The sequence below is a fragment of the Duncaniella muricolitica genome, from assembly GCF_910574735.1.
Lineage (GTDB): Bacteria > Bacteroidota > Bacteroidia > Bacteroidales > Muribaculaceae > Duncaniella > Duncaniella muricolitica.
Genome location: NZ_CAJTCF010000009.1, coordinates 1 through 22181, shown reverse-complemented (window position 1 = coordinate 22181; position 22181 = coordinate 1). Strand labels below are relative to the sequence as shown.

The window sequence follows — 22181 nt, the reverse complement described above, 5'->3', positions numbered from 1 at the left end:
AGCTGAAGATTAGTTATACTTTGTCTCGGCATCAGGTATCGGGATGACGTATTTAGACGTTGACGCCACATAGAACGGGGTTTTGTTTTCGGGGTCGTTGGCCGAACGCATGCCCAGACTGCCATGGCATTTGTACCAGAAGAAAAGCTGACCCTCACCGATGAATTCCTTGATCCACTCCCTGTCGAGCAGAGTGTTGTGGCGAAGATCATCGTGAGTAAGCTCGTTGATGTCGCTTGTACGTTCCGATATGCCCCGATGCTCACGGAATGTATTGAAAAGCTCAAGACGCTCCCCTTCCTCCGGGCCGATCTCTGCGGCAATAAGATATGCCTCGGAGATACGTATCATCGGTATCATCTGGGCGTAGAGCGAATCGGTGCCCTCGTATTTGGTGAACACTCGATAGGGGGTGGTGCCGACCGACACCGTGTTGGGGAAGTTGGCTCGGTAGCGATAGTCCTGTCCAGCCTTCGAACCGCCGAATATCTCGGTGATTACGTCATTGCGGCATCCAAGTAGAGCGGCCGGCTTGAGATTATTGGCATTGAAACAGGAGTTGTAGAGCGATTCGCGAGAGAGGTTTTGGAGAGCAAACATCACCTCAGAAGAGAACACGTGGTCTATGACTGTGGATGTAAGAGCATCAGTGGCGTTGACCCAGGGGAAGTATGTCTCCTGAATGTCTATTACCTTCTTGGCATACTCATATGCCAGCCTCTTGTATTCGGCATTACCATCTTCGAGGCCGTCGGGCTGACATATATAGTAATATACGCGGGCCATGAGTCCCTGCACGGCATAGAGGTTCAGACGCAGGTTGCGGTAGGAAAGAAACACGTCCTTGGGATTGCCTGCGACACCATAACGTATGATGGGGTCGTTCTGTAGCTCCTGCTCAGCGATGGTGAGGTCGGCGATGACCTTGTCCATGAACTCATTGGAAGGAAGTGACGGATTAACGTTGAGTGAGAATGCCTCGTAGTAGGGTATGGCAGTTGACGATGAACTGCTGCTGTAGGCGTGACAGAACAGCCTGTATAGGTCAAAGTGGAGATAGGCGCGCAGAGCGTAGGCCTCACCCTTGATTATATGATAGTACTCGTCGGGGAGCACGGCACGGTTTTCCTCACAGTTCTTTATTATCAGGTTGGCATTGGCTATAAGATTGTAGGCTTTGCCCCAGATTGACTCCGTTATTGACTGAGCCGTCGAACTGCCGAAATTAAGGTTCATAATCTCGGTGGCCGACTTGTTTTCAGCAAATACGGCATAACGCTGGGCCATTGTCTCAATAAATTCGCACGAAAGCGAGCGTCCGTAGAGTTGATTGGAGTTAAGCTCTACGTATATGCCGTTGAGAGCCTGACGGAATCCGGCAAGCGAGGAGAAATTGACGGTCTCGGATATACGGTCGCTTGGCTTTACGTCGAGATAGTCGGAGCAGGAGGTTACCGACAGCAGAGCGATAGCGGCTGATATTATATTCTTGATTTTCATATGTATCTTTATATAAAGATTAGAAGTTAAGCCCCACTGCGACAGACATGCTGCGGGCAAACGGGTAGGATGTGCCTCGCTCGTCCTTTATCGTGGCCCAGCGGGCTATCTCGTTCATGTAGGCATTGATTGTCATGCCCTGCGCGCCTATGTATCTCACCCACTTGTAGGGCAACTCGTAGCCTATGCGCACTGACTCGAGAGTGATGTAATCGTTATTTTGGACGAAGCGCGATGACATGGGGTTGCTCGAATAGTGCTCGCGTATGCCCTTGAACTGGGCTATGTCGCCCGGCTGCTGCCAGCGGTCATACAGGGCTCGCTTGTCCTGGTTGTTCTGTAAGGCGGTAGCCGAGAGGTTCTCCACCTTCTGATAGAGTGTCGTATTGAATGCCTTGCCTCCGAGACTGTAGCGCACATGGACGCTTGCCGAGAAACCTTTCCAGTAGAAGGTGTTTCCGAATACACCTTCTATGTCGGGGCGGGTGTCACCTACCACCACCTCGTCGTCATAGTTGTGTGAGAATGTGTAGGAACCTCCTGCGGTTATGAATATCTCCTTACCTGAGGCAGGGTCTATGCCGGCCGAACGCACAGCGTAGATTGCCGTCGGAGAACCGCCGTCGCGGTAGCGTGTGAAGGTTTTGGTCATATTCTCACGGTTGTACTGACTGAGCTTGGCACCGATCTTGCGGTATTCGGCCCTGTTGGTCGCACCCGAGAGGCTCATTGTCCAGTTAATGCGCTGCTTGGGTTTATAGATTATGGCATAGCGCAGGGTTCCGCTCATACCGGTGTTAATCTGCTGTCCGATGTTCTCAAGACGCTGCGAGATGCCGACGGAGAGTGGTATTCCTATATTAGCGAGAAGCGGGTCTGTGTTCTTGCGGTAGGCGTCGAGGGTGAGGTGCAGACGGTTGAACATACTTAGGTCGAGACCGATGTTAAGGTCGATGGTCTTCTGCCAGTCGAGGTCGGGGTTGCCGAAAGCGTCGATAAGCACACCGGTACCGAAGTTGTTGAGCATCCAGTTGTTGTACTTATAGGTCGTGATCGAGTTGAAGGAACCGAACGACTGGTTACCAGGGTTACCGATGGAGCCACGTATCTTCAGCATGTTGAATATGTCGGTGGCGTTCTGTATGAAAGCCTCGTTGGCGAGGTTCCATCCGAGACCAACGGCCCAAGTGGTGGTAAACTGACGGTTGGAGCCGAACACCGAGGAGCCGTCCAGACGGTAGTTGACATCAAGAAGATATTTGTTCTTATAGGCATATCCACCGTTGAAGTAGAAGTTGACTCCGCGACTCTTTGCCTCCGTATAGGATGGCTTGCCGCCCTGTGTATACTGGTTGGCAAATCCGGGTGTGGTGAAGTCGCCTTCGGGGAATCCCTGAGCCGAAAAACTTTTCAGCTTGCTCTGATTCTCACGGATTGAGGCACCGACTACGGCATTGACCTGATGTGACTGACGGAAGCTCTTACCGAATGTTACGGTAAAGTCTCCGTCGTAGGAGAAGTCGTCGGTACGGTTGTCGGAATATGAGCCTTTCTTAAGGAGTTCTGTACCGTTGAAGCGGGTGTCCTGTGGTGAGGTAAACACTTCAGTCTCGTCCGTACCCTTGCTTACGCTGACACGTGCACGCACCATGAGCTCATCGATAGGACGCCACTCGAGGTTGAAGTTATTGCGTACGTTAAGAGAATTGCCGCGGTTGTAAGAGTTGAGCGAAGCGTTCCAGAGAGGATTGCCCACCGAGGGGGAGGCAGAAGTGAAGCCCTCCATATCGGGCGATTCAAGCCACTTCTCCACACTGCCGTCGGGATTGCGCTTGGGATAATAGGGGTTGGCGTTGGCATATTCGGAGAAGGCCACTATAGGATTATGATTCTCCATATAGTCGACGGTGAGTTTATTCATGAAGCGCAACGAGCCGAGACGGTAGGTGATGTCGAGGTAGCCGCCGCCGGTGGTACGGTCGGAGTTTTTCATCACACCCGTAATCTTGTTGAGGTTGACGCCGAGACCGAAACGGAGCTCGTTGCTACCGCCTTCGAGATATATGTTATGACGTTGGTTGAGCCCGTCACGCAGAGGCTCGGAAAGCCAATAGGTGTCGACTCCTCTCTTGACGTTGGCAAGGAGACGGTTGTAACGCATCACCAAAGCCTCTTGCGAATCCGCGTTGGTATGCTCGAAGTTGCCGGAGAGACGTTCAAACTCGAGCTTCTCGGCTGCGTTCATAAGATTATAATCGGTGAGGTCAGCCCAAGAGCACTGGAATGTACCATTGTAACTCATCTTGAGACGACCCATTTCGGGTGCTTTCGTCTCGACCACAATTACACCGTTGGATGCCTTTGATCCATAGATGGCCGTAGAGGCTGCGTCCTTAAGAAGCGTCACTGACTGTATGCGGTCCATCGAGAGGTCCATAATGGTCTGTAGCGTCGACTCGAAACCGTCAAGGATGAAAAGAGGCTGGTTGGGATCTTCGCCAAACTCCTCCTTGAGTCCTACGATGGAGCTTTTGCCTCGTATCTCGAGGTCAGGCAGACGGTTGGGGTCGGAACCGAAATCATTGCTTTCCAGCACCGTAAACGCAGGGTCGAGAGTCTTGAGCGACTGTATGATATTCTGGCTGCCAACCCCCTTGAGCTCCGAGGAGTCAAACGTCTTGGACGAACCCGTGAAGCTCTCCTTGTTGCGCGAGTAGATACCGGTCACCACCACTTCGCTGAGTTTTGACTCGTCATCCTCCATGATGATTTTGACAGGCTTGCCGGGAGTGACATTCATCTCTACAGGCTTCTTGCCGATGTAGCTCACGGCTATGCGGGTCGAGCCGGAGACGGGCATACGAAATTTACCGTCAATATCGGTGATACATCCGGCCGACTTTGACTTGACGTTTCGGATGGTCACACCTGCAAGCGGCTCACCGTCGGTGTCAAACACTTGTCCCGAAACCACTGATGCTTTAGTCTGCTGCTTAGACCCTTCGCCACCCACAGCGACTTGCGCTCCAAGGTGTAATGGAGATATAGCCAGCATAAAAAGGATCATGAAAAGCCCTATGATTCCTTTCTTTTTCATAAAATTACTGGTTTATTTAATGATTGGTTACTATTGTTTTCTATGCGCTTTTCCCATAAATGTTCTCAATACAGGCGTTGAACGGTTCGTTCACATATTTGAAGTTCCATGGTTTGCCGTGTTATCAATAAGGAGGGGGCACTGCAAAATTACTAATTAATTTTTTTTAAAAATATCCCCCCCGATTTTTAACTGTATTTAACTTGTTTTGTCGACGTGATTTTTGCAAAAGACTCTGCATGACAATAGGTTACTAAGAGAGGAGAAACATATGTTAAAATCAGGCAAATCCGAGCAATTTGAGATATTTTCGTTAAGAAAATACTATAAACGGGAAGATATATAGAAGTTTTTGCCATGATTTTGCCAAACAGCCAACATATCTTACCTATGACATTATGAGGGGAAACGCGAGCGTCACGCCTGTTAACATTTATTACGGATTGACACTGATAGAAAGATGATTTTCACGACCTCTTTATCACCGCTACAGCGTGACGCAAACCGGCCCTGCGTTTGCATTTGTAAACCTTTTGAGCCTCATTTTAAGGGTTCGTGGCTTTATGTTAATAACTTTTTATATAATGTATGACTTCTTTTCTGTTTGCTTTTGCAAATTTTTAGTAATTTTGAGGTCTAATAAAAAACGACTATGAGCGACCAGCCCTATCACATCCCGGCCTTGCTGCCACAATGCCTTGAAGATCTGGACATAAAGCCCGGAGGAATCTATGTCGACGCCACTTATGGCGGAGGCGGTCATTCGCGTGCCGTCATCGAGCGTCTCGATGACGCGATGGGCGGACACCTGTATTCGTTTGACCAGGATATGGATGCCGTGAGCCGGGCCCCCAAGGATGACCCGCGCTTCACGATGGTCTACAGTAATTTTCGCTTCATTACAAACTTCATGCGCTATTATGACGTTGATGGAGTGGACGGCGTGCTGGCCGACCTCGGTGTGTCGTTTCATCACTTCGACACCCCCGAGCGCGGCTTCTCGTTCAGAGCCGACGGACCGCTCGACATGCGCATGAACCGCTCGGCCTCGCGCCCGGCCTCGCGTCTGCTGGCCGAGACCGACCGCGACCGTCTGAGCGACATCCTTAAAATCTACGGCGAGCTGTCACAGGCCCGCCGCATGGCCGACGCCATCGTCAGAGCCCGCGAGGCCGGCAGACCGCTCGACACCGTGGGACAGCTCATCGACATCGTGAAGCCGCTCATCGACCCGCGCAAGGAGAAAAAAGAGCTCGCCCAGCTCTTCCAGGCCCTGCGCATAGAGGTCAACGACGAGATGGGCGCGTTGCGCGAACTGCTGGAGGGCGCGCTCAAGGTGTTGCGTCCCGGCGGACGTCTGGCCGTCATCACATATCATTCGCTTGAGGACCGCATGGTCAAGAATTTCATCAAGACCGGCAATGTCGAGGGGCGTCAGGACAAGGACTTCTTCGGACGCGTCAACGCCCCGCTGCGCCCTGTCAGCTCACGCCCCGTAACCCCCGACGACGAGGAGGTGCAACGCAACCCGCGCTCGCGCTCGGCCAAGCTGCGTGTGGCCGTGAAAATATAGTGTCAAACGGTTAGAGTTGAGAGTTTATATGGCAAAAGCTAAGACGACTACAGCCAAGAAGAAGTCGCCATACATATTCAAAGTGTTTCGCGGGCAGGTGATTTCGAGCGATTTTTTCGCACGTCACTGGCTGCCCATACTCATCTTCATCATTGTGATAATGGTGTATATCACCACCAAGTTCACCTACCGCACCAACATAGAGAAAATCGAGGCTCTACAGAAACAGCTCGAAATCGTGCAGAACGAAAGCTCGCGCGAGCGCAGCCTCTTCATGAGCCGCATACGCGAGACCTCCATGCAGCATATGGTCGACTCGCTCCACCTCAACCTGCGCGTGCAGCCCCAGCCGCCGTTCACAGTCAAGAAGTGAGCATGACAACAGTCATAACATACACACAAAAGAAACGTCGATAGTTTTATGGCAATGAAGAATGACAATCGGAGCAACATACTTTTTCGCTACGGATTCGTAGTGTTCTGGATACTTGTGCTGTCAGGTCTCATATCCATAAAGCTGTGCGAGACCACAGTGGTCAACGCCGACAAGTGGAACCACAAGGCCGACAGCCTCATGTCGCTGTCGCAGGACATCATACCCCACCGCGGCAACATACTCGCATCCGACGGCTCCGTCCTGGCCACCAACCTCAGCTACTACACGGCCCGCATCGACTATCGCGCCGAGAAATTCAACGTCTCCAAACTCCTCGAGACCATCGACGAGCTGGCCGAGGCCATGGCAGCCAACTTTCCCGAAAAAAACGCCGCCCAGTGGAAAACCTATCTGCTCAAACCGCTCGAGAAGGAGCATAACAAGCGTCCCAGAGCCTATCGCATACTCACCAACCTCTCCCACTCCGACATGGAGCTGATGAAGACTCTCCCCTACTTCAAGGGCAACCGCAACCGCACCGGGCTCTACTTCGAGAAAAACATGCGCCGCTTCAATCCCTACGGCAACATGGCCCGCCGCTCCATCGGCGGTGTGGGACAGACTGCCGAGAGCAAGGAGATACACGGCATCTCGGGTCTCGAGAAAGCTCTCGACTCGCTCCTCTACGGACGCACCGGCACCACCGCCAAGGTCAATCTCACCAAGGACATCGCCGACCTGGCCAAGATACCGGCCATACCCGGCTGTGACATCGTGACCACCATCGACATCAACATGCAGGACATCGTGGAGAGCGAGCTCAACAATGTGCTCGACACCTGCGGTGCCGACTGGGGCGTGGCTGTGCTCATGGACGTGAAGACCGGCGACATCAAGGCCATATCCAACCTCGAGCTCAATCCCCACGGCCCCGGCTACATCGAGGCCCGCAACCGCGCCGTGATGGGCTATGAGCCCGGCTCGGTAATCAAGACCCTCTCGATGATGATAGCCGTGGAGGACGGCATACTCACCGACTTTGACCAGATGCTCCCCACCGGCTCGGGCTGGGCCTATGCCGGCGGACGCCCCATCACCGACTCTCACCACTCGACGGCCATACGCGCCGGCGACGTCATCGAGCAGTCGTCCAACATAGGCATGGCGCGCATCATCACGTCGAAATACGACTCTCACCCTGGCGGATTCTATGCCCGCATCAAGCAGCTCGGATTTCTCGAGCCGCTCAACACCGGCATAGCCGGCGAGGTGATACCGCGCATCGACTCGGTGCCCTCCGACCGCGGCGGACGCATAGCCCTCTCGCGCCAATGTTACGGCTACGCCACCGAGATACCGCCACTCTACACCCTCGCGCTCTACAATGCGATAGCCAACGACGGAGTGTTCGTGCGCCCGCGACTGGTCAAGGAGCTGCGCGGATCGGTCGACTCGGTGCTTCCCCCCTCCTATCTCGGCAACGGACGCGCATGCTCGCCCAAGACGGCCGAGATTATGCGCGGCATGCTCACCAATGTGGTGTGGGGCGAGCACGGCACGGGACGCTTTCTGCGCAACAAGGTGGTGCGTATCGCGGGCAAGACCGGCACCTGCTACATGATTGAGAACGGACAATACAACACCGCCAAGAAGCGACTCGCCTTCTGCGGATTTTTCCCCGCCGAAGCTCCCCGATATTCATGTGTGGTGCTCACGTGTCACCCCACCAGAAATTTCTTCGGTGCGGCCACCACGTCGGGCCAGGTGATGCGCAACATCGCCATGAAGCTCTATGCCCGCGGGCTGCTGGGCAACAGTTCGGACTACGAGTCGGCCTCCCCCTCCGACATCGGCCCTACATTCTATGCCACCACCGGGGCCGACCCCTACAAGAAGGTAAGGTCGCCCTTTGCGATGCCCAACCGCAAGACCATCAAGGGGCCGTCGGCAAGGTCAGGCTCGGGACTGCCCGATGTGCGCGGTCTCAGCGCGCGTGACGCCGTGGAGGTGCTTGAGACAGCGGGTTATGACGTGACTCTCTCGGGCACGGGATTTGTTCACACGCAGACCCCCGCGCCACGCACTCTCATCGACCCGGGCCACACGATACACCTGACGCTGACGCGTTAGATGAGTTTAAAGTCAAAAAAAGTTCAGAGTTTAAGAGTTAAGTTTAATTATTTGCTGTTATGCGACTCAACAGGATAATCTCTCCCGTAGAAATCACCGAGATAATCGGTGAACAGGACAAAGAAATCACCGCCATCACCTCCGATTCGCGCCGCGTGGAGCCGGGCACACTCTTTGTGGCCGTGCCGGGCGTGAGCGTCGACGGACATGACTTCATACACAAAGCACAGGAGGCCGGAGCCTCGGCCGTGGTGTGCGAGCGTCTGCCCGAGCAGCTCTCGTCGGCCGTGACCTATGTGGTCGTACCCTCGAGCGCGATAGCCCTCGGATATATGGCCTCGGAATGGTGGGGCAACCCCTCGCGTTCGCTCCGTCTGGTGGGCGTTACCGGCACCAACGGCAAGACCACCACCGCCACACTCATCTATGAGATGGCCCGTCTGCTCGGCCACAAGGCCGGACTGCTGTCCACCGTGTGCAACTATGTGGAGACCACCCCCTACCCGACCGACCATACAACCCCCGACCCGCTTACCATCAACGAGATGTTGCGACGGATGGTCGACGCCGGATGTGAATACTGCGCCATGGAGGTCAGCTCTCACGCCGCCCATCAGCACCGCATAGCCGGACTGCATTTCGAGGGGGGCATATTCACCAACCTCACACGCGACCATCTCGACTATCACAAGACCGTCGAGGCCTATCTGCAGGCCAAGAAATCGTTTTTCGACCACCTGCCCTCAACCGCTTTCGCCCTGACCAACGCCGACGACAAGGTGGGCGACGTGATGCTCCAGAACACCGCGGCCTCGCGCCACAACTACTCGCTGCGCTCCGAAGCCGACTTCAAGGGGCGCATCGTGGAGCAGCGTCTCGACGGCACTCTGCTGAGCCTCAACGGACACGAGGTGGAGACACTCTTCACCGGCCGCTTCAACGCCTACAATCTCACCGCCGTCTACGGAGCCTCGATACTCCTGGGCTGGGACAATGAAGAGGTGCTCCGCGCCATCTCGGCCCTCGTGCCTGTGGCCGGACGCTTCCAGGCGTTCCATTCAGCCAAGGGGGTGACCGCCATAGTCGACTATGCCCACACGCCCGATGCCGTGGTCAATGTGCTTCAGGCCATACGCGAAGTCATCGGCCCCAAAGGCGAAATCATCACCGTGGTCGGAGCCGGCGGCAACCGCGACAAGGGCAAGCGTCCCATCATGGCACGCGAGGCCGCGGCACGCTCGCAGCGGCTCATACTGACCTCCGACAATCCCCGCTTCGAGGAGCCCGAGGACATACTCGCCGATATGGAGGAGGGACTTGACGAGGAGGCCCGCACACGCACTCTCCACATCACCGACCGCCGCCAGGCCATACGCACGGCCGTGGCCCTCGCTCAGCCCGGCACCGTGATACTCATCGCCGGCAAGGGCCACGAGGACTATCAGGAAATCAAGGGTGTGAAACACCATTTCGATGACCGCGAGGTGGTGAGAGAGTGTCTTGAGTCAAACGCATGAAATAAGGACAACCAATGTTATATCATTTAGCCGAATATCTTCAGCAGACATCCGGAGTGCCCGGAGCGCGACTGATGACCTACATCACATTTCGCTCGGGAGCGGCGTTTCTGCTTGCATTGATCATAGCCCTCGTGATAGGGCGCAAGATTATCGACCGTCTGCAGTTGATGCAGATAGGCGAGACCATACGCGACCTCGGCCTCGAAGGTCAGCTCAAGAAGGAGGGCACCCCCACCATGGGCGGCGTCATCATCATACTCTCGCTCATAGTGCCCTGTCTGTTAGTAGGCAATCTCACCAATATATATATGGTGCTGATGCTCATAGCCACGGTGTGGTGCGGCACCATAGGCTTTCTTGACGACTATCTCAAGATCAAGAAGCACAACAAGGACGGCATGAAGGGCAAATTCAAGATTGTCGGCCAGGTGGGCCTCGGACTGCTGGTAGGCCTCACCATGTGTCTGAGCCCCGACATCACCCAGCGTCAGGTGACGGTGAGCGACTCGTCGACCCGCATCGAACAGACCGGTGAGCACCCCGAGACAGAGTTTGCCGAGGTGTCGGAGTTCACACAGTCGCCCGACGTCAAGTCCACCCAGACCACCATACCCTTTGTCAAAGGCAACAACTTTGACTATGCGTCACTCACCTCATGGATGGGCAAGTATGCCCAGACCAGCGGATGGGTGGTGTTTGTGATAGTTGTGATAGTCGCCGTGACCGCCACAAGCAACGGAGCCAACCTCACCGACGGCCTCGACGGCCTGTGTGCAGGCATCTCGGCCGTCATATGTGCGGCCCTGGCCATCATGGCCTATCTCGGCGGCAACGTCATCTACTCGACATACCTTAATATAATGTATATACCCGGGTCGTCTGAACTGGTAGTGTTTATCTCGGCACTCATGGGCGCGCTCATAGGCTTTCTATGGTACAACGCCAATCCGGCACAAGTATTTATGGGCGACACCGGCTCGCTCACCCTCGGTGGCATCATCGCCGTGTTTGCCATCCTCATCCACAAGGAGCTGCTCATACCCCTGCTGTGTCTGATATTCTTTGCCGAAGACCTCTCGGTAATCATCCAGACTGGCTACTTCAAATATACCAAAAAGAAATACGGAGCCGGCCGGCGCATCTTCCGCATGGCCCCGCTTCATCACCATTTCCAGAAAGAGGGCATCCCCGCGCTCATCAGCCTGCCGCGCAGAGCAATGGCCGAGCCAAAGATTGTCACCCGATTCTGGATCCTCTCGATACTCTTTGCGGTACTTACATTCATAACACTCAAAATAAGATAACACCAGCCCCCCGTGGGGGAATTAGCAATTAGTAATTAGTAATTAGTAATTAGCAATTAGTAGTTACTGACAAATCGGTTGAAACAACCCGTTCACTCAAATTACTAATTACTAATTGCTAATTACTAATTGAATACATATGGACACTCTTGTAATACTCGGCGGAGGTGAGAGCGGCGTAGGTGCCGCCATCCTCGGAAAGACCAAAGGATTCAACGTATTCCTTTCCGACTCGGGCCAGATACCAGAACGATACCGCACGCAGCTCGATGAAGAAGGCATCGAGTGGGAGCAGGGCGGCCACTCCATGGACCGCATACTTCAGGCCGACGAGGTGGTCAAAAGCCCCGGCATACCCCCGACAGCCCCCGTCATCGAGGCTATCGTGGCCAAAGGTATACCCGTAATCTCGGAAATAGAGCTCGCCGGACGCTACACCGACGCCCGCATGGTGTGCATCACCGGCTCAAACGGCAAGACCACCACCACTCTGCTCACCTATCACATACTCAAGGACGCCGGCGTCAACGTGGGCCTGGCCGGCAACGTGGGCCGCAGTCTGGCCCTGCAGGTGGCTCGCGAGCACCACGACGTGTATGTAATCGAGCTTTCGAGCTTCCAGCTTGAAAACATGTATGATTTCCACGCCAACATTGCCGTGCTCCTCAACATCACCCCCGACCATCTCGACCGCTACGACTACGAAATGCAAAACTATATCAATGCCAAGTTCCGCATCCTCAACAACCTCACTCCACGCGATGCCTTCATCTTCTGGCAGGACGACCCCGTGATACGCCGCCAGCTCGAGCGCGTAACCACCGAGGCCTCGATGTATCCCTTTGCCGAGCGCAAGGAGGAGGGTTCACGCGCATGGGTCGACGAGGAGGAATGTCTCGTTGTGGAGACTCCCGAAGAAAATCTGCGCATGCCTCGCGCCGATCTCTCGCTCAACGGCCTGCACAACCTCTACAACTCCATGGCCGCTGCTCTCTCGGCCTGCATACTCGACATTGACAAGGACGACATACGCAAGGCTCTGAGCGACTTTGAGGGCGTCGAACACCGCCTCGAGCCGGCCGGCACCGTCAACGGCGTAAGATATATCAACGACTCCAAGGCCACCAATGTCAACTCCACATGGTATGCCCTCGAGTCAATGCCCCGCGACACCGTGCTCATACTCGGCGGCAAGGACAAGGGCAACGACTACTCCGAGATACTCCCGCTCGTCAAGGAGAAAGTCAAGGCCATCATATGCATGGGCAAAGACAATCACAAACTGCTCGACTTCTTCACCGGCCAGGTGCCCGCCATATACGACACCCACTCCATCGAAGAGGCCGTAACCACAGCCGCCCGCATCTCCGTGAGCGGCGACACCGTATTGCTCTCGCCCTGCTGCGCCAGCTTTGACCTCTTCAAGAGCTACGAAGACCGCGGCCGCCAATTCAAGGCTCAGGTCAACGCTCTTAAAGTTGAAAGCTGAAAGTTTAGAGTTTAACCAACCTCACCGCCCGGCATGTCATGAATTGCCATGAATCGCCAACTAAATAATTACTAATTACTAATTGCTAATTACTAATTAACCAAAAGTGGACATCGCCAAACCCAAGGCCATCGCCAAGGCCGACAAACACATCTGGGGCATATTCATAGCCCTCTGCCTCATATCGGTGATAGAGCTTTACAGCGCGTCGTCGCGCGAAGTGGCCAGCTCGTCGCTCGGTGTGATAGGCCCCATCGTGCGCCACCTGTTCATGCTCGCCCTTGGCGTAGGCATAACTTGGATACTATCCAAACGGCATTACAGCGACTTCGCACTCTTCACCATATTGTTCTCGATACTGAGTGCGGGAGCCATGATATATGTAATGTTTTACGGCAACTATGTCAACGGCGCAAGGAGGTCGTTCTCGTTTCTGGGCATAGGCATATTCCCGGCCGAGATGGTCAAAATCTCGGCCGTACTCCTCGTAGCCCTCATCATGACCCTCAACCAAGACCCTCACGGTGTCGGCATCACCAAAAAGGGAATGCTGTGGTCGGGAGCCGTCATAGCATTCTTCTCGGCACTGCTCATAGAGCAGGGACTCACCAACACCCTGTTGCTTATGGCCATCACCTGCTCGATGATGATTATAGGTGGAGTGAAATGGAAACATCTGTTCAGCGTAGCAGGCATCATCATCGTGCTCGGCGGAGCAGGATATATATATCTTAAATATTTCTATACCGAGGACGAATCAATCCCCGCCGACGAGTCCCAACGGTCTGAAATGGTGACCGACGGCAAAAAAGCATCGTCACGCATAGCCACCTGGCGTGCCCGCATATTCCGCCACAACAACGACTCGATACCCAAATGGGAAATCGCACCCACAGGCGAATACCGCCAGGAGATACTCGGCTACATGGCACAGGCCAACGGCGGCATCTATGGCGTCGGCCCCGGCAACTCGCGCGAAGCCGCACGTCTGCCCCTCGCCTTCTCCGACTACATCTTTGCCATCGTGGTCGAGGAGCTCGGCCTGATAGGCGGTCTGGCCGTGCTTCTACTCTATCTCTGGCTGCTGGCACGCGCCGCAGGTATAGCCTCGCGGTGCACCATCACCTACCCCGCCCTCATAGTCATGGGCATGGCCGTGATGCTGGCCTTCCAGGCCCTGTTTCATATGGGCATCGTCACGGGAGTATTCCCCGTGTCGGGCCAGCCGCTGCCGCTTATATCCAAGGGTGGCACATCGATAATTGTCACGTGCATGGCCTTCGGCATAATGCTCTCGGTGAGCCGCACCGCCTCGCGTCACGGCAACAAGAAGCAGGACATCACCGAAGAAAAAGAGTCGCTCCCCGAGCAGCTCCGCGACGAAAACAAAATGCAGTTAAACTAATCCGCTAATTCAGCAACAATGAAAGTTCTTATCTCGGGCGGTGGCACAGGCGGCCACATCTTCCCGGCTCTATCAATAGCAAACGCCATACGCCGACGTCAGCCCGACGCCGAAATCCTCTTTGTCGGCGCGCTCGGACGCATGGAGATGGAGCGCGTGCCGGCGGCAGGCTACGACATAGAGGGTCTGCCCGTGGCCGGATTTGACCGCAAACGGCTGTGGCGCAACTTCGGTGTGCTCTGGAAGCTCTGGAAGTCCATGCGCAAGGCGCGCCGCATAGTCCGCGACTTCAGGCCCGACATTGCCATAGGCGTGGGCGGATATGCCAGCGGACCGGTGCTCAAGCAGGCCCAGAAACACGGCATCCCCACGCTCATACAGGAGCAGAACTCCTATCCGGGTGTCACCAACAAGCTCCTTGCACCCAAGGCCAAAGCCATATGCGTGGCCTACGAGGGTCTGGAGCGGTATTTCCCGGCCGACAAAATAATTATGACCGGCAATCCCGTTCGCAAGGATCTCGAGGAGTGTCCGCTCTCGCAGCGCGAAGCCAAGCGCGAACTCGGCTTTGACCCCGACCGCCCGCTGGTGCTCTCGGTGGGCGGAAGCCTGGGCGCACGCACTGTCAACGAGGCCATAACCGCATCGCTCGCCACGCTCCGCGACAAGGGCGTGCAGCTCTTGTGGCAGACGGGCCGCTACGGTGCAGACCGGTTTCAAGGCATAGCCAAGGATTATGACAACGTGCAGGCCACCACATTCATCACCCGCATGGACCTCGCCTACAAGGCCGCCGACCTCGTGGTGTCGCGTGCAGGTGCCGGCACCATCTCCGAGCTCCAGATACTCGGCAAACCGGTCATACTCATCCCCTCGCCCAACGTATCGGAGGACCACCAGCGTCACAACGCCGAGGCTCTCTCCACCCGCGGGGCGGCCGTGATGATTCTCGACAAGGACGCCGTCGGACAACTGTCCGATTCCATAGTCAGCCTCATCGACAACCCTGAGGCCCGCGAAGACCTCTCGGCCAAAATCTCCCGGATGGCCATGCGCGACGCCGACGACAAGATTGTCGACCTTATAGTCAAAGCCGTCGGCAACGACCGCTGACCCCCCCACATATCAACACCTCTTCACACTCAAAAATACATTATAAGCCATGGCGAATAACATATACTTCATCGGAGCCGGCGGCATAGGCATGGCCGCCCTCGAACGCTACTTCCTGGCCAAAGGCAAGAAGGTGGCCGGATATGACCGCACATCCACACCCCTCACCGACGCTCTCGCGGCCGAGGGCGTGGACATCTCGTTCAGCCCCGAGGCCGACACCATACCCGCCGCTTTCCGCGACCCCTCCGACACTCTGGTGATATACACCCCCGCCGTGCCCGACGACCTGCCCATACTCACCTACTTCCGCGACGGAGGTTTTGAAATCATGAAGCGGGCCAGGGCCCTCGGTCTCATCACCCGCGACAGCAAAAGCCTCTGCTTTGCCGGCACCCACGGCAAGACCACCACATCGTCGATGGCCGCCCATATACTCCACTGCGGCTCTATTGGCTGCAACGCCTTTCTCGGCGGTGTGCTGAAAAACTATGACAGCAACTTCCTGTTGCGCCCCTCGTCGCCTTACACTGTCATCGAGGCCGACGAGTATGACCGCTCGTTTCACCATCTCTCCCCGACCGTGGCCGTCATCACCGCCACCGACCCCGACCATCTCGACATCTACGGCACCGAAGAGGCCTATCTCGAGAGCTTCGCTCATTTCACCGAACTGATACAGCCCGGCGGCACACTCATCGTGCACGAAGATCTCAAGCTCAAGCCGCGTCCGGCCCAAGGGGTCAAGGTCTACACCTACTCGCGCGACAAGGGCGACTTTCACGCTTCCTACATACGCCGCGACACCGGTTCAATAACTTTTGACATCGTGACACCCCGCGGCACCATACGCAACGTAAACCTTGGAGTGCCCGTAGAGGTTAATATTGAAAACGCCATAGCCGCAGCGGCGGCTGTGTGCTGCACCGAGGCCTTCGAGCCCGAGGTGATACGCACGGCTCTCTCGTCATATCAGGGCACCAAACGACGCTTCGAGTCGTGGCTCAAGGAGCGCAACGGCAGCGGACGCGTCATCATCGACGACTATGCCCACCACCCCGAAGAGCTGCGCAGCTCCATCGCCTCGGTCAAAGCCCTCTATCCGGGACGTCACCTCACCGTGGCTTTCCAGCCCCATCTCTACAGCCGCACACGCGACTTTGCCGACGGTTTTGCCGACGCTCTCTCGGCCGCCGATTCGGTGATACTCCTCGACATATATCCCGCTCGCGAGGAGCCTATCGAGGGCGTGACGTCCGACATTATTTTCCGAAATGTTAAATCGGCCGATAAGATATTAATAACCAAAGAAAAATTGGTGGAAACGCTCAAAAATCGTAACTTTGACATCCTGTTGACCGCCGGAGCCGGTGACATATGCAATTACCTCCCCGACATCGTGCGCAACATTACAGAGTAAGAAAGTTTAAAGTTTAGAGTTTAGAGTTTAGAGTTTAAAAGTTTTCTGACAGCCCTTCGGGCCCAGTTAAATGAACCGATATTTACAGATAGCCTTCTCACTTATGCTCGTCACCTACCTGGTGGTGGCCCTGACCATGACGGCTCGCGAAAGCGACGACGCCATGTGTACAGGCATGACCATCACCGTGGAGGATGCCGACGGCGACAAGGGTGCCCGGCGTTTCGTCAGCCCGGCCGAACTGGCTCGCGAGCTCGACAATCTCCCCGACAAGGCCAAAGGTATAGCTCTCTCCAATATCAACACTCAGGACATACGCCTGCGCCTGCTCGACCTCGACAAAATCGAGGACGCAAGCGTGCTGCGCTACACCGACGGCAGCATACGCATCAAGGTGACCCCCATAGTGCCGGTGTTGAGAGTCTTTGACGGCAACGAGAGCTATTATGTCAACCGCGCAGGCAAGCGTGTCAAGGCCTCAGCCCGCTACCATAAGAATGTGCCGCTGGTCCAGGGACATTTCAATCCCTCCGACTCATCCTTCACTCCCCTCTCGCTCATGCCTCTGGTAAGCTATATCAGTTCCGACTCGATATGGAGCTCCTACATAGGCATGATCAAGGTCAAGAGTCCGACCGACATTCTGCTCATACCCAACATACGCGAACACGTGATCAATCTCGGCTCGCTCGACCGGCTCGACGACAAGATGGAGCGTCTGCGCACATTCTACTCCAAAGTGCTCGTCAAGCAGGGCTGGGAGAAATATGACACCTTGACTCTGAAATGGAACGGTCAACTCGTGGCCACCAAGCGTCACCGCCGCCCGCCGGATGTGCCGGTAATCTCAGGCGAGGATGACGAGACCGTGCCCATCGACGCCATGCTCGCCGGCGACAACGTGGCCCCCGGCCAGACAGTCCCCGGCGTCAAAGCCCACTCCGAAAAGCCAATTCCTGCCAAGCACTCCAATTGAGCAAACTCAATTGAAAGGTTATAAGGTTATGAGTTTATAAGGTTAAGACAAGCACTATCAACAACCGACACAAATACATGGATTATTTTTCTTTTGAGAATCTGAGAGCATACAAAGCCGCACGAAGCCTGGTTAAAGATGTCTACACAGTCATCGATACATTTCCGGCCACCGAGCGGTATTCCCTATGCGACCAGCTCAGAAGAGCGATAATATCAGTCCCGTCAAATATAGCCGAAGGCAGCGGACGGAGGTCCATAAAAGAAAAGATTCATTTTCTTGAAATCTCATTCGGCTCACTGATGGAAGCCTACTGTCAGTTGGAGATAGCACTTGATCTTGGATACATCACAACTGAAACTCATAGCTCCATCAAAAATAAATTTTATGATGTCTCAAGACTGATAAACGGACTCAGTTCTCACTTTGAGCAACAAATCAACAATCACACCAAAACAAATCCAGCCTCTCCTCATAACCCATAAAAGCAAAACCCGGGCAAAGCCGCCCCCCTCATAACCCATAAAAGCAAAACTCGGGCAAAGCCGCTCCCCCCTCATAACCTTATAACCTCATAACCTCATAACCTTTAATTTTCGCAGAAAATTAAGTAAACATGGAAGAAAAAGTCATCATCGCTCTTGAAATAGGTAGCTCGAAGATTAAAGGAGCTATCGGCACCGTGAGCCCCGACGGAGCACTCAACGTCAAAGCCGTTGAGGAAGAACCCATCTCCGACATCGTGCGCTACGGATGCATACGCAACATCGTGGAGACCGAGCGCGCCGTGCGCAACGTCATCAACAGCCTGGAACTGCGCGAGACACCACGCAAGATTCAGGGAGTGTATCTCAGCGTAGGCGGTCGCTCTCTCACCTCTCAGCCTGTAGAGATCGAGCGACGCCTGCCCTCCGAATCGATTATCTCCGAAGAAATCATCCAAGACATCACAAGAGAGGCTCTGGATGTTTCCCTCAACGAGCGAAGCATTGTCACGGTGACTCCGCGCGAGTTGCTCGTCGACAATGAAGTGACTCCGCGTCCCATAGGCGTGATGGGTTCCCATATCATGGCGCGCCTCAATCTCGTGAGTTGCCGCACTCAGCTCTTGCGCAATCTCTCGGTGGTGATTGAGGAAAGACTCGGGCTTAAGATTATGGACACTTTTGCCCGCCCCATCGCGCTGGCCGAACTGGTGCTGCTCAACGAGGAGAAAAAACTCGGCTGCATGCTTGTCGACTTCGGTGCCGAGACCACCACTGTAGCCATCTACAAAGGGGGTGTACTCATGCATCTTGCAGTGCTCCCAATGGGGTCGCGCAACATCACCCGCGACATCACCACCCTCAATTATCTCGAAGAACAGGCCGAGGAGCTTAAAAAGACCGGCGGCTCGGCGTTCCCGACACTTGACGCGCCACATGCTTTGGGACAACCCGATTTCTTGACCATAAACAACTACGTCTCGGCGCGTGCAGGCGAGATTATAATCAACATCACCGAGCAGATAAAATATGCGGGACTCACACCCGAAAAACTCCCCGAAGGCATAATCATCGTGGGCAACGGCGCGAAACTCAACGGATTCAACCAGCGTCTCGAACAGATATCAGGCCTTAAAGTACGTCTGGGCGCACCGGGCAACCGTCTCCGCATCCTTGACGGTCGCATCCACTCAGTCGACTCGGTTGACGTGCTCTCGATACTCAACACCGCGTCACGACAAGACCCGCAGGAATGTCTGAGCGAGCGTCCCGCCCCGGTTGTACAGACGCCTCAGCCGTCTGTAGTCGAGCAGCCCGCAGCGACACCTCAGGTCACCCCGCAGCAACCCATACAGCAGCAACAGCCCCAGTATCCTCAGCAGCATGTCGGCGGAAGCACCTCTGTGCCTCGCCCCACCCCCACAGGTACGAACACACCGCCAAGACCGGTACCCCCCGTTGTGCCTACAGCCACCGAGACATCCGCCAACACCGGCAAAAAGAAAACCAACATATTCAAACAAGGCTACAACAATCTCGTAAACCGCGTGGCCCGAATAATCTCCGACGGTTTTGAAGAGGAGGAAGACGAAGAATAACTTTGTAAAGGGAGACCGATAATCCCCCCGTTTTACAGTTTTAAAAATTTAAACACAAAGAAAGATGATGGACAACCAGAATATAGACGACGTATCAGCATTCACCACTCACCGCATGGAGGAACCCGAAAAAATAATCATCAAGGCCATCGGTGTGGGCGGTGGCGGTAACAACGCCGTCAACCACATGTATCGCGAAGGCATCAAAAACGTATCGTTCGTCAATATCAACTCCGACTCGCAGGCCCTGCGCCACTCCGAAGTGCCCAACATACTCGAGATCGGCGACGGTCTCGGAGCCGGCAACAAACCCGAGAAGGCCAAAGCATTTGCCGAAGAAGCCACCGAGGAAATCAACCGCCTCTTTGACGACGACACACGCATGGTGTTTGTCACCGCAGGCATGGGCGGCGGCACAGGCACAGGCGCGGCCCCCGTCGTGGCCCGCGTAGCCAAGGAGCGCGGCCTGCTCACCGTAGGCATCGTCACCATCCCCTTCCTCTTTGAAGGACAGGTCAAAATCAAAAAAGCCATCGCCGGAGCCGACGAAATGGCAAAATATGTCGACGCACTGCTCGTTATCAACAACGAACGTCTCACCGAGATATACGGCGACCTCGACTTCATCAACGCCTTCGGCAAGGCCGACGATACTCTCTCGATAGCCGCACGCTCAATCTCGGAACTCATCACCCACAACGGCAAAATCAACCTCGACTTCAACGACGTCGACACCACACTGCGCAACGGCGGTGCGGCCATCATTTCGACAGGTTACGGTGAAGGTGAAGGCCGCGTGACAGCAGCAATACAGGACGCCCTCAACTCGCCCCTGCTCAAAAACCGCGACATAATGGGCTCGAAGAAACTGCTCTTCTGCCTCTTCTTCAACCCCAACGCCGAGGACAAATTCCTCATGAGCGAGACCAAGCAGCTCACACAGTTTATCGGCTCAATCAACACCGAAGTCGACGTAATCTGGGGCGTGCGTTATGACGAGTCGCTCGGCAACCAGGTAAAAATCACCATCCTCGCAGCCGGATTTGACATCACACTGCGTGGTGAGGAGGACCAGATAATCAACGGCGAGAACGGCAACAACGGCCCTCAATTTGATTTCGGAGGCCGCAGACAGACAGGGACATCACCCGCACCCAACGCCCCGCTGAAATTTCAAGTGCCTGCATCACAGCCCCGACAGGTAGCCGAAACACCTGTAACACAGGCTCCCAAGGTAGAGAAACCTGAAGAAAAAATCTCCGACAAACGCATCAGCGAGGAGTATGGCTTCGATAAACTCCAGAACCTCAGCCAGGACCGAACAGCTATAATACTCGGCCCCAACCAGCTCGACGACGATGCTATATGCGATGCCATCGAGAAATATCCCGCCTACAAGCGCGACCGCCGTATCATTGACGACATACGCAACGGAGCCTATGATGCCGGCCATCAGCCGAAACCCGTCTCACCCGCAGGACAGGGACAGACATTCTCATATTACTCATAAACCATAAACCATCGGTCACAAGCATTTGTATATATAAAGAAAATCCGTATCTTTGCGCGAATTTTCAGAACAACAAGTCATAAACAACAAATAAACAAAATAACGACATGTACTGGACACTTGAACTCGCCTCCAAGCTCGAGGACGCACCCTGGCCCGCAACACGCGAGGAACTCATCGACTACGCCATGCGCTCAGGCGCACCTATGGAAGTAATCGAAAACCTCCAGGAGATGGAAGACGAAGGCGAAACCTACGAATGCATCGAAGACATCTGGCCCGACTACCCCTCCAAAGAAGACTTCTTCTTCAACGAGGAGGAATACTAAGCAACAAATTTACATAAACACCTGATAATCAATGGTCAAGAAATAAATAATTTTCTTGGCCATTGCTGTTTTATCCCGTTTTACCCCATAGCTTTCTTGGCCAAAATCTATTTTCTTGACCAGCTTCAGCGATATTCTTGGCTAAAATCCGACAGTCCTCGGAGGTTTGTGAGTATCTTGTGATTGACAACGAAGCCCAAATCTCATTGGTAATTTAACGTGAGTTCGATATAAGCAATCAGAACAAAGTTAGCTGGTTATCTGTCACAAACTCCAAAGAGATAGACGGTTTCTTTGGGAAAAAGCAGTAAGCAGCGATAGCACTCAAGGCATTGGTGATAAAATTAGCGAAAGAC

16 protein-coding genes and 1 pseudogene are annotated in these 22181 nt (G+C 54.7%); 14 read left to right on the top strand and 3 right to left on the bottom strand.

The genetic code is table 11. From position 1 onward, the window contains the following. Positions 1-9 precede the first annotated feature (9 nt). Together QGT73_RS03325 and QGT73_RS03320 are read right to left on the bottom strand one after the other, a co-directional pair. Positions 10-1500 carry a RagB/SusD family nutrient uptake outer membrane protein gene (locus QGT73_RS03325; protein ID WP_280121406.1) on the bottom strand — a complete coding sequence of 497 codons (1491 nt, stop codon included), beginning with the start codon at positions 1498-1500 and terminating at the stop codon, positions 10-12. Positions 1501-1519: 19 nt separating this feature from the next. After that, entirely contained in the window at positions 1520-4597 is a 3078-nt protein-coding gene (locus tag QGT73_RS03320) for a SusC/RagA family TonB-linked outer membrane protein (RefSeq protein WP_280121405.1), read from the bottom strand. 652 nt (positions 4598-5249) lie between these two features. Between QGT73_RS03320 and rsmH the strand changes: the two genes are divergently transcribed. From rsmH to QGT73_RS03250, 14 genes are all read left to right on the top strand, one after another. Then, the gene (gene rsmH, locus QGT73_RS03315; RefSeq protein WP_280121404.1) at positions 5250-6170 is read left to right on the top strand and encodes a 16S rRNA (cytosine(1402)-N(4))-methyltransferase RsmH; all 921 of its coding nucleotides are present in this window, start codon (positions 5250-5252) and stop codon (positions 6168-6170) included. A gap of 28 nt (positions 6171-6198) precedes the next feature. Then, positions 6199-6543: an FtsL-like putative cell division protein gene (locus QGT73_RS03310; protein ID WP_123616649.1), complete on the top strand. Its 345-nt coding sequence runs from the start codon at positions 6199-6201 to the stop codon at positions 6541-6543. Positions 6544-6591: 48 nt separating this feature from the next. Continuing rightward, positions 6592-8676 (top strand): penicillin-binding protein, encoded by a 2085-nt coding sequence (locus tag QGT73_RS03305; RefSeq protein ID WP_280121403.1) that lies wholly within the window; start codon positions 6592-6594, stop codon positions 8674-8676. A 59-nt stretch (positions 8677-8735) separates the two neighbouring features. After that, positions 8736-10193 (top strand): UDP-N-acetylmuramoyl-L-alanyl-D-glutamate--2,6-diaminopimelate ligase, encoded by a 1458-nt coding sequence (locus QGT73_RS03300; protein WP_280121402.1) that lies wholly within the window; start codon positions 8736-8738, stop codon positions 10191-10193. Between the two features lie 14 nt (positions 10194-10207). Further along, positions 10208-11500, top strand: coding sequence for a phospho-N-acetylmuramoyl-pentapeptide-transferase (gene mraY, locus QGT73_RS03295; RefSeq protein ID WP_280121401.1), 1293 nt, complete (start codon positions 10208-10210; stop codon positions 11498-11500). A 139-nt stretch (positions 11501-11639) separates the two neighbouring features. Continuing rightward, positions 11640-12989 carry a UDP-N-acetylmuramoyl-L-alanine--D-glutamate ligase gene (gene murD, locus QGT73_RS03290; protein WP_280121400.1) on the top strand — a complete coding sequence of 450 codons (1350 nt, stop codon included), beginning with the start codon at positions 11640-11642 and terminating at the stop codon, positions 12987-12989. 106 nt (positions 12990-13095) lie between these two features. Beyond that, positions 13096-14394, top strand: coding sequence for an FtsW/RodA/SpoVE family cell cycle protein (locus tag QGT73_RS03285; protein WP_280121399.1), 1299 nt, complete (start codon positions 13096-13098; stop codon positions 14392-14394). A gap of 18 nt (positions 14395-14412) precedes the next feature. After that, positions 14413-15507, top strand: coding sequence for an undecaprenyldiphospho-muramoylpentapeptide beta-N-acetylglucosaminyltransferase (gene murG, locus QGT73_RS03280; protein WP_280121398.1), 1095 nt, complete (start codon positions 14413-14415; stop codon positions 15505-15507). Between the two features lie 49 nt (positions 15508-15556). Next, positions 15557-16927: a UDP-N-acetylmuramate--L-alanine ligase gene (locus tag QGT73_RS03275; RefSeq protein ID WP_280121397.1), complete on the top strand. Its 1371-nt coding sequence runs from the start codon at positions 15557-15559 to the stop codon at positions 16925-16927. 70 nt (positions 16928-16997) lie between these two features. Further along, positions 16998-17903 carry a cell division protein FtsQ/DivIB gene (locus QGT73_RS03270; protein ID WP_280121396.1) on the top strand — a complete coding sequence of 302 codons (906 nt, stop codon included), beginning with the start codon at positions 16998-17000 and terminating at the stop codon, positions 17901-17903. A 77-nt stretch (positions 17904-17980) separates the two neighbouring features. Next, the gene (locus QGT73_RS03265; RefSeq protein WP_280121395.1) at positions 17981-18388 is read left to right on the top strand and encodes a four helix bundle protein; all 408 of its coding nucleotides are present in this window, start codon (positions 17981-17983) and stop codon (positions 18386-18388) included. A 131-nt stretch (positions 18389-18519) separates the two neighbouring features. Continuing rightward, positions 18520-19986, top strand: coding sequence for a cell division FtsA domain-containing protein (locus QGT73_RS03260; protein ID WP_280121394.1), 1467 nt, complete (start codon positions 18520-18522; stop codon positions 19984-19986). 64 nt (positions 19987-20050) lie between these two features. Next, on the top strand, positions 20051-21496 hold the full coding sequence (gene ftsZ / locus QGT73_RS03255) for a cell division protein FtsZ (protein WP_425278377.1): 1446 nt from the start codon (positions 20051-20053) through the stop codon (positions 21494-21496). Positions 21497-21603: 107 nt separating this feature from the next. Further along, positions 21604-21825: a DUF2795 domain-containing protein gene (locus QGT73_RS03250; protein WP_123616638.1), complete on the top strand. Its 222-nt coding sequence runs from the start codon at positions 21604-21606 to the stop codon at positions 21823-21825. Positions 21826-22063: 238 nt separating this feature from the next. On the opposite strand, the pseudogene QGT73_RS03245 reads toward QGT73_RS03250, so the two are convergent. Beyond that, positions 22064-22181: pseudogene (locus QGT73_RS03245) on the bottom strand (IS982 family transposase); the annotation flags it as partial.

Bases quoted from the DNA above. Each gene is read 5' to 3' on its own strand.
- QGT73_RS03265 (WP_280121395.1), top strand. From the start codon at position 17,981: ATGGATTATTTTTCTTTTGAGAATCTGAGAGCATACAAAGCCGCACGA.
- rsmH (WP_280121404.1), top strand. From the start codon at position 5,250: ATGAGCGACCAGCCCTATCACATCCCGGCCTTGCTGCCACAATGCCTT.
- murD (WP_280121400.1), top strand. From the start codon at position 11,640: ATGGACACTCTTGTAATACTCGGCGGAGGTGAGAGCGGCGTAGGTGCC.
- ftsZ (WP_425278377.1), top strand. From the start codon at position 20,051: ATGATGGACAACCAGAATATAGACGACGTATCAGCATTCACCACTCAC.
- QGT73_RS03275 (WP_280121397.1), top strand. From the start codon at position 15,557: ATGGCGAATAACATATACTTCATCGGAGCCGGCGGCATAGGCATGGCC.
- mraY (WP_280121401.1), top strand. From the start codon at position 10,208: ATGTTATATCATTTAGCCGAATATCTTCAGCAGACATCCGGAGTGCCC.
- QGT73_RS03270 (WP_280121396.1), top strand. From the start codon at position 16,998: ATGAACCGATATTTACAGATAGCCTTCTCACTTATGCTCGTCACCTAC.
- QGT73_RS03260 (WP_280121394.1), top strand. From the start codon at position 18,520: ATGGAAGAAAAAGTCATCATCGCTCTTGAAATAGGTAGCTCGAAGATT.
- QGT73_RS03320 (WP_280121405.1), bottom strand. From the start codon at position 4,597: ATGAAAAAGAAAGGAATCATAGGGCTTTTCATGATCCTTTTTATGCTG.
- QGT73_RS03300 (WP_280121402.1), top strand. From the start codon at position 8,736: ATGCGACTCAACAGGATAATCTCTCCCGTAGAAATCACCGAGATAATC.
- QGT73_RS03325 (WP_280121406.1), bottom strand. From the start codon at position 1,500: ATGAAAATCAAGAATATAATATCAGCCGCTATCGCTCTGCTGTCGGTA.
- murG (WP_280121398.1), top strand. From the start codon at position 14,413: ATGAAAGTTCTTATCTCGGGCGGTGGCACAGGCGGCCACATCTTCCCG.
- QGT73_RS03250 (WP_123616638.1), top strand. From the start codon at position 21,604: ATGTACTGGACACTTGAACTCGCCTCCAAGCTCGAGGACGCACCCTGG.
- QGT73_RS03305 (WP_280121403.1), top strand. From the start codon at position 6,592: ATGGCAATGAAGAATGACAATCGGAGCAACATACTTTTTCGCTACGGA.
- QGT73_RS03310 (WP_123616649.1), top strand. From the start codon at position 6,199: ATGGCAAAAGCTAAGACGACTACAGCCAAGAAGAAGTCGCCATACATA.